Raw genomic sequence first — 7,693 nt, 5'->3', positions numbered from 1 at the left:
CGCTTCTCGGTGTTGTGGGGGGCTGTTTTTTTTTTAAAACACACGGGCTGGGGGGGGGGGGGGGGGGGGCCCGGGGGCCGGGGGGGGGGGGGCCCCGCGGCCCGGAGCCGCTAGCGGTTGACGGCTTCGAGGGAGCGCAGGGCGTTGTGGGCCTCGGCCACCACGCGCTCGGCGGTGATGCCGAACTCCTCGAACAGCACCTTGTAGTCGGCGGAGGCACCGAAGTGATCCAGCGAGACGATCCGGCCGTGGTCGCCGACCAGCTCGCGCCAGCCCTGGGCGATGCCGGCCTCGACCGACACCCGGGCCTTGACCGACGGCGGCAGCACGCTGTCGCGGTAGGCCTGGTCCTGCTCCTGGAACCACTCGAAGGACGGCAGTGAGACCACGCGGGTGGCGATGCCCTCGGCCTCCAGCACCTCGCGGGCCTGGACGGCCAGCTGGACCTCGGAGCCGGTGCCGAGCAGGATCACCTGCGGGTCGCCGGTGGAGGCCTCGGCCAGGACGTAGCCGCCCTTGGCGGTGCCCTCGGCGGAGCCGAAGACCTCGCGGTCGAAGGTCGGGACGCCCTGGCGGGTCAGGGCCAGGCCGACCGGGCCGGGGTGGGTGGTCTGGCGCTCGATGACGGTGCGCCAGGCGACGGCGGTCTCGTTGGCGTCGGCCGGGCGGACCATGGCCAGGCCCGGGATGGCGCGCAGCGAGGCCAGGTGCTCGACCGGCTGGTGGGTCGGGCCGTCCTCGCCGAGGCCGATCGAGTCGTGCGTCCACACGTAGGTGACCGGCAGCTTCATCAGCGCGGCCAGGCGGACGGCCGGGCGCATGTAGTCGGCGAAGACCAGGAAGGTGCCGCCGTAGACGCGGGTCTTCCCGTGCAGGGCGATGCCGTTCATGGTCGAGCCCATGGCGTGCTCGCGGATGCCGAAGTGGATCGTCCGGCCGTACGGGCCGGCCGACTTCAGCGGGTTGCCCTCGGGCAGGAAGGAGCTGTCCTCGTCGATGGTGGTGAGGTTGGACTCGGCGAGGTCGGCCGAGCCGCCCCACAGCTCCGGGATCACCGCGCCGAGCGCCTTGAGGGTGTCGCCGGAGGCCTTGCGGGTGGCGACGTCCTTGCCGGCCGGGAAGGAGGGGACGGTCTTCTTCCAGCCCTCGGGCAGCTCGCCGGCCTCGATGCGGTCGAACTCGGCGGCGCGCTGCGGGTCGGCGGCGCGCCAGGCCTCGAAGGACTGCTGCCACTCGTCGCGGGCGGCCTTGCCGCGCTTGATCACCAGGCGGGCGTGCTCGATGACCTGGTCGCTCACCTCGAAGGTCTTCTCCGGGTCGAAGCCCAGGACCTTCTTGGTGGCGGCGATCTCGGCGGCGCCGAGCGCGGAGCCGTGCGCCTTGGCGGTGTCCTGGGCGTTCGGGGCCGGCCAGGCGATGATCGTGCGCATCGCGATGATCGACGGGCGGGAGGTCTCGGCCTTGGCCGCGGCCAGCGCCTCGGCGAGGGCGGCCACGTCGATGTCGCCGTTGGACTTCGGGGTGACCCGCTGGACGTGCCAGCCGTACGCCTCGTAGCGCTTGAGGACGTCCTCGGAGAAGGCCGTCTCGGTGTCGCCCTCGATCGAGATGTGGTTGTCGTCGTAGAGGGCGACCAGGTTGCCCAGCTTCTGGTGGCCGGCCAGCGACGAGGCCTCGGCGGAGATGCCCTCCTCCAGGTCGCCGTCGGAGACGATGGCCCAGACGGTGTGGTCGAACGGCGAGGTGCCGGCCGCGGCCTCCGGGTCGAACAGGCCGCGCTCGTAGCGGGCGGCCATCGCCATGCCGACCGCGTTGGCGATGCCCTGGCCGAGCGGTCCGGTGGTGGTCTCCACGCCGGCGGTGTGGCCGTGCTCGGGGTGACCGGGGGTGCGGCTGCCGGCGACGCGGAAGGCCTTCAGGTCGTCCAGCTCCAGGCCGTAGCCGGCGAGGTAGAGCTGGGTGTAGAGGGTCAGGCTGGTGTGTCCCGGGGAGAGGACGAAGCGGTCACGCCCGACCCACGACGGGTCGGTCGGGTCGTGGCGCAGGAACCGCTGGAAGATCAGGTACGCGGCCGGGGCCAGCGACATGGCCGTCCCGGGGTGCCCGTTGCCGACCTTCTGGACAGCGTCCATGGCCAGGACCCGCGCGGTGTCAACCGTGCGCTCGTCCAGATCGGTCCACTCGAATGCGTTCGTCGGCGCAGTGCTCACCCTGTCTCAGGGCTCCTTCCATTGTGAAGAGTGACCCCGTGAATTGGGGACCGGGTCGGCCACGGCGCTGTGGTCCCGACGCTGGGTGGTGCCGGTCACGGAGGGTAGATCCCGCTTCTGCGTGCGAGCCTACCGTCCGGGTCGCGGCTCACCCTCCGTGCTGGGACAACCGGCAATTCCGCATGCAGATTCCCACCGGGACGGACGGAATGGATTTGTCCCAGACTCTCCCGATTCGCGGGGCCGCGCCGCTCCGGTGGTCAGGACGGGCGAGCGGGCCTCGCCGCGGGCACCCGAAGACGCGGCCGCGGACCCCGGAGGGCGTCGCCGGAGGCTCCCGAGGGCGTCGCCGGGGCGGTTCACCCGCGGGTGTGCGTTCCGCCTCGCCGGGGGACCCCGGAGCCGGATGCGATATATGGAGCGTCTATGGTGTCGTGGTACGCGCAGAGCGGACGATTCGGGACCCTTCGTTCCTGTGGACGCCTGCGAAGATTCATCTTCAGTTGGGGTGTTAGTGACCGCCGTCGAAACCCGTCCCGCCGGGGTCACCGGGGCGACTCCTGCGCACCGGCCGTTCGGGGCCCGTGTCGGCGCGTTCGTCGCACTGACCAAGCCGCGGATCATCGAGCTGCTGCTGATGAGCACCGTGCCGGTGATGTTCCTGGCTCAACAGGGCGTGCCGAACATGCTGCTGGTGCTGAAGGTCGTCGTCGGCGGCTACCTCTCGGCCGGCGGCGCCAACGCCCTCAACATGTACATCGACCGGGACATCGACGCGGTCATGTCGCGCACCGAGCGGCGGCCGATCGTCACCGGGATGGTGTCGCCGCGCGAGGCGCTGGTGTTCGGCATCGTGCTCGCCGTCGTCTCGACCCTGCTGCTCGGCTTCGGGGTCAACTGGCTGTCCGCCGGGCTGGCGCTGGGCGCCCTGCTGTTCTACGTGTTCGTCTACACGCTGGGGCTCAAGCGGCGCACCTCGCAGAACATCGTCTGGGGCGGCATCGCCGGCTGCATGCCGGTCCTGGTCGGCTGGTCCTCGGTGACCAACTCGATGTCCTGGGCCGCGGTGGTGCTGTTCCTGGTGGTGTTCTTCTGGACGCCGCCGCACACCTGGGTGCTGTCGATGAAGGTCCGCGACGACTACGCGCGGGCCGGCGTGCCGATGCTGCCGGTGATCAAGGGCAACGTGGCGGTCGGCAAGCAGGTCGTCGTCTACTCCTGGGTGATGGTGGCGGTCTCGCTGGCGCTCTGGCCGCTGGGGCACATGAGCTGGCTGTACCCGGTCGCCGCGGTGCTGCTGGGCGGGGCGTGGCTGCGCGAGGCGCACGCGCTGTACGGGCGGGCCAAGGCCGGGATCGTGGGCGCGAAGCTCAAGGAGATGCGGCTGTTCCACTGGTCGATCACCTACCTGTCGCTGCTGATGGTGGTCTGCGCGATCGACCCCTTCGTCAAGTAGGCCTCATCGCGCGAGCAGGCCCCATCGCCGAGGAGCCCCGGTCCGAACGGACCGGGGCTCCTTCGCGTGCCGGGGGAGGGTTCAGCGGGAGGACAGCTCGGACGGGCCGACGTGGTCCTCCAGCCAGTCCCGCAGTGGCTGGGAGGCGTGCAGGAAACCCGTGATCCGGGTGTAGGCGGCGCGGGTGCCCAGCCACTTCGCCGGCTCCCACTCCTGCCAGGCCACCAGGCCCTTGTGGCGCAGCAGGGCGATCCTGGGGTGGTCCTTGGGATAGCCGCGCGGGGCCGACTTGAGGGAGTCCCGGCCGACCACCAGCGGGCCCTGCTGCTCCACCCGGGCGATCACCCGTTCCAGCTCGGCGCCGCCGACGTCCTCGGCGACGGCGGCCCGGTAGCGCTCCAGCTGGTCCGGGGCGAGCTGGTAGAAGCCGTTGCCGCAGGCCAGGCCGTCGGCGGAGAGCTGGATGTAGCCGCCGCTCTCCAGGTGCGCGCCGATGTGGGTCTTGTACGGGGACTTGTCGGCGCTGAACCGGACGTCGCGGTTCGGGCGGAAGATCTTCCCCGGCCCGAACTCCGGCTCCAGCTCGGCGAGCAGCAGCTCCATCGGGGCCCGGACGACGCCGTCGTAGGCGTCCTTGTGGGCCTGCCAGAAGGTCTTGGAGTTGTCGGCTTCCAGGTGCTCGTAGAAGTCGAGCGCCTCGGCGGGCCAGCCTGTGAACGTCACTCCTCCAGTATGTGGCCCGGTGCACAGGGCGGTCCCGTCGCCAGCGGCGCTACCGGTGGGTAGCATGCGGGCATGACCAGCGCAGAGACCGCCACGCCGGACGCCCGTACTGAGCGCCGCGCCAAGCGCATCGCCAAGCACCTGACCAGCTTCGCCCAGCAGCACGGGGGCAGCGCCGACGCGGTCGTCGAGTACGTCGGCGCCGTGGCCACCCGGATCGTCGTGGTCGGCGCGGACGGCGCCTGGGGCGACCAGGTGGCCCCCAGCTACGCCGTCGGCCGCCGGGCCGCGGAGCTGGCCGGGCTGACCCTCCACGAGAACTTCGAGGGCGAGCTGGGCCTCAAGGTGAAGACCGGCGCGTACGAGTGGAAGCGGATGGCCGGCATCCAGATCGGCGGCTGAGCCCGCCCCCCCGGACGCGGCGACGGCCCGGTTCCCCCGCACGGGGGAACCGGGCCGTCGTGTGTCGCCGGGGTCAGACCGAGGCGGTCTGCGGGGTCTGGGCGGGGAGCTGGTCGGTGACTTCCTCGGTCCCGCGGGTGCGCAGGGCGAGGGGGACGCGTAGGGCGGCGATCCACGTCAGCGCTGCGAGCAGCATGTGGAGGCCGACCATCAGCTCGGGGGCGTCGGTGAAGTACTGGATGAAGCCCAGGACGCCCTGGAGGAGCAGGACTGCGAGCAGCTCCTTGGCCCGGGCGCGGGCGGGCTGCGGGGCCTTGACGGCGGCGAACACGAAGATCACTGCGATGGCCAGGCCGACCGAGACGAACGCGAAGTCGGCGTGGAACTGGGCCAGGCGGTCGTAGTCGATCGGGATGCGCGGGACGATCTTGTTGTCCTTCGGCGTGCCCGGGTGGTGGCCGGCGCCGGTCACCAGGGTGCCGGCGGCGACGAGCAGGCCGATCACGGTGACCAGGACGTACGAGAGCTGGTGGATCGGCCGGGCCACGGACAGTCGCGCCGGGCCGTCGCCCTCCTTGGACCGCTCCCACATCAGCAGCGCGACCCAGACCAGGGCCATCGCGGCGATCATGTGCAGCGCCACGGTGTACGGGTTGAGGCCGGTCAGCACGGTGATGCCGCCGAGCACGGCGTTGCTCATCACCAGCCAGAACTGGGCCCAGCCGAGCCTGGTCATGCTGTGCCGCCAGGGGCGGTGGCAGCGGGCGGCCAGGATCGCCCAGCCGACGGCGGCGCTCAGCACGTAGGTGAGCATCCGGTTGGTGAACTCGACGACGCCGTGGAAGCCCATCTCGGCGGTGGGCGTCAGGCTCTCGTCGGTGCAGCGGGGCCAGGTGGTACAGCCGAGGCCGGAGGCGGTGAGCCGGACGGCGCCGCCGGTGACGACGATCACCACGCTCATCACCAGCGCGGCGAACGCGGCGCGCCGGACCATCTCGGCGGATGGCTGCCAGCGCTCGGCGAGCAGGGAGAAGGGGTTAAACACGGGGTCCATCGTAGGTGGCCTTACAGGCGATCTTGGGGCGGGGCGCGGGCGGGGCGCGGGCAGCGGGACGGGGCGGTGGGGGCGGCGGGGCCGGGAAGGGCGCGGGCGGCGGGCGGCGACACGCGGGGGAGCGACACGCGGACAAAACGGGGCGGTTCGGTCAAGGAGTGAATTGGTCTTGACCATTGACCCGTTTGGCCGAAAGAGTGCGGGTTGGTCCATACCTTTTCGGACCCCTCCCCCATCTACGCCCGCACGCAAGCGGAGACCTGCACATGCGCATACCCACTTCCGCCGCCGCGCTCGCGGTCGGCGGCTCGCTCGCACTGGCCGGCCTCGTCGCGCCGGCCGCCCAGGCCGTCGGTGCCGACCAGGAGTGCCGCGGCCTCGGGGTCGCCAACCTCTACGGCGAGTTCATCGAGGGCGACGACACCCACACCCCCGACGCCGAGGGCGCGGTCGCGGTCGGCGGCAACGCCGACTTCACCGGCGGCTTCTCGGTCGGCCAGGAGCTCACCGCGGCCCAGGTCGACGCGCTGCCCGGCAAGAACGCCCTGGTCGTGGCCGGCAGGATCACTGGGCACAACACCCAGGTGATGAAGGGCAACGGAGTCTTCGGCGCCAAGGCCGACGGCGCCGTGGTCCAGGCGCACCAGGGCGCCGTCGCCCAGGGCCCCTCGCCGATCGACTTCAAGGCCGAGTTCGCCAAGCTGCGCACCGCCGCCACCTCGCTGGCCGCCGTTCCGCAGACCGCCGGCGCCACCGTCCAGGCCGAGGGCGCCAAGCTGACGTTCACCGGCGGGGACGCGAAGTACAACAGCTTCACCGTCGACGCGGCCAAGCTCCAGGGCGCCAAGGACGTCTACCTCAAGGTGCCGGCCGGCTCGGTGACGGTGGTCAACGTGACCGGCGGCTCGTACGACATGGCGGCGGCCGGGACCACCGGCTTCCACCTGTGGGACGAGGGCAAGAAGGCCTTCGTGCTGGACGACAAGCTGCAGAGTGCCGCGGGCGGGGCTATCCGGGCCAAGCTGCTCTGGAACTTCCCGACCGCCACCAAGGTGGTCAAGAACAGCCAGGCCGCCTGGGCCGGCACCGTGCTCGCGCCGAACGCCGCCTTCGACCTCGGCAGCGGCGGCCCGGTCAACGGCTCGGTGATCGCCGCCTCGCTGACCGGCAAGGGCGGCGCGGAGACGCACCACTACCCCTTCACCGGCTGCCTGCCGGGCCCGACCGTCCCGACGCCGTCCGTCCCGCCGACCGTGCCGAGCGGTTCGCCGTCGGCCACGCCGAGCGCCTCGGCCTCCCCGAGCGGTTCGGCGAGCCCCTCGGGCAGCCCGTCCGCCCCGACGAGCGGTGCGCCCAGTGCGAGCGGCTCGGCCGGTCCGTCGGCCGGCGGCTCGACCGCCGCTCCGGCGGCCTCGGGCAGCCCGTCCGCCCGGCCGGACGCGGGCGGCGACCTGGCGCACACCGGCTCCGGCCCGGTGCTGCCGCTGGCGATCGGCGGTGCGGTCGTGCTCGCGGCCGGTGGCGGGATCGTGGTGGCCGCGCGGCGGAAGGCGGCCGGGAAGGCCTGAGCCCCCGAACCGGCCGACCTGACTGACCAGGCCGACCCGGCCAGCCCGGCCGAGCCTGGCGTTCCCGGCTCGGAGGGGTGGTATCGACGGAAAGGCCGGAATGGCCCGCTGTTCGTCGGCTGACTGAATCGGAGCCCTCGGTGATTGAACCCGATCACCGAGGGCTCCGTTCTGTCTTGAAGATGACGAAGTCCATTCAGGTTTGCCGAATCCACGTTCTGCGAGGTGGCGGCTGTGATGGGCTGGTCATGCACATCGGAAGACGGACGGACAGTCGATA

General features: G+C 71.8%; 6 protein-coding genes. 3 read left to right on the top strand and 3 right to left on the bottom strand.

What is annotated here, in order from left to right; all coding sequences use genetic code 11:
- Positions 1-110: 110 nt before the first annotated feature.
- Positions 111-2,210 carry a transketolase gene (gene tkt / locus ACFWP2_RS26945; protein ID WP_380455949.1) on the bottom strand — a complete coding sequence of 700 codons (2,100 nt, stop codon included), beginning with the start codon at positions 2,208-2,210 and terminating at the stop codon, positions 111-113.
- Positions 2,211-2,718: 508 nt separating this feature from the next.
- Here tkt and ACFWP2_RS26940 point away from each other — a divergent pair.
- The gene (locus ACFWP2_RS26940) at positions 2,719-3,666 is read left to right on the top strand and encodes a heme o synthase (protein ID WP_380455946.1); all 948 of its coding nucleotides are present in this window, start codon (positions 2,719-2,721) and stop codon (positions 3,664-3,666) included.
- 81 nt (positions 3,667-3,747) lie between these two features.
- On the opposite strand, the gene ACFWP2_RS26935 is transcribed toward ACFWP2_RS26940, so the two are convergent.
- Entirely contained in the window at positions 3,748-4,389 is a 642-nt protein-coding gene (locus tag ACFWP2_RS26935) for a DUF2461 domain-containing protein (protein WP_380455943.1), read from the bottom strand.
- Between the two features lie 72 nt (positions 4,390-4,461).
- Here ACFWP2_RS26935 and ACFWP2_RS26930 point away from each other — a divergent pair, with 72 nt between their 5' ends.
- Positions 4,462-4,791 carry a hypothetical protein gene (locus ACFWP2_RS26930; RefSeq protein WP_380455941.1) on the top strand — a complete coding sequence of 110 codons (330 nt, stop codon included), beginning with the start codon at positions 4,462-4,464 and terminating at the stop codon, positions 4,789-4,791.
- Positions 4,792-4,864: 73 nt separating this feature from the next.
- Here ACFWP2_RS26930 and ACFWP2_RS26925 read toward each other — a convergent pair whose 3' ends face one another.
- Entirely contained in the window at positions 4,865-5,845 is a 981-nt protein-coding gene (locus ACFWP2_RS26925) for a heme A synthase (protein ID WP_380455939.1), read from the bottom strand.
- Between the two features lie 266 nt (positions 5,846-6,111).
- Here ACFWP2_RS26925 and ACFWP2_RS26920 point away from each other — a divergent pair, with 266 nt between their 5' ends.
- Entirely contained in the window at positions 6,112-7,413 is a 1,302-nt protein-coding gene (locus ACFWP2_RS26920) for a choice-of-anchor A family protein (protein WP_380455936.1), read from the top strand.
- The last annotated feature ends 280 nt before the right edge of the window (positions 7,414-7,693 follow it).

Source organism: Kitasatospora sp. NPDC058444, assembly GCF_042721415.1.
Classification (GTDB): Bacteria; Actinomycetota; Actinomycetes; order Streptomycetales; family Streptomycetaceae; genus Kitasatospora.
This window is presented reverse-complemented; position numbering and strand designations above follow the sequence as displayed.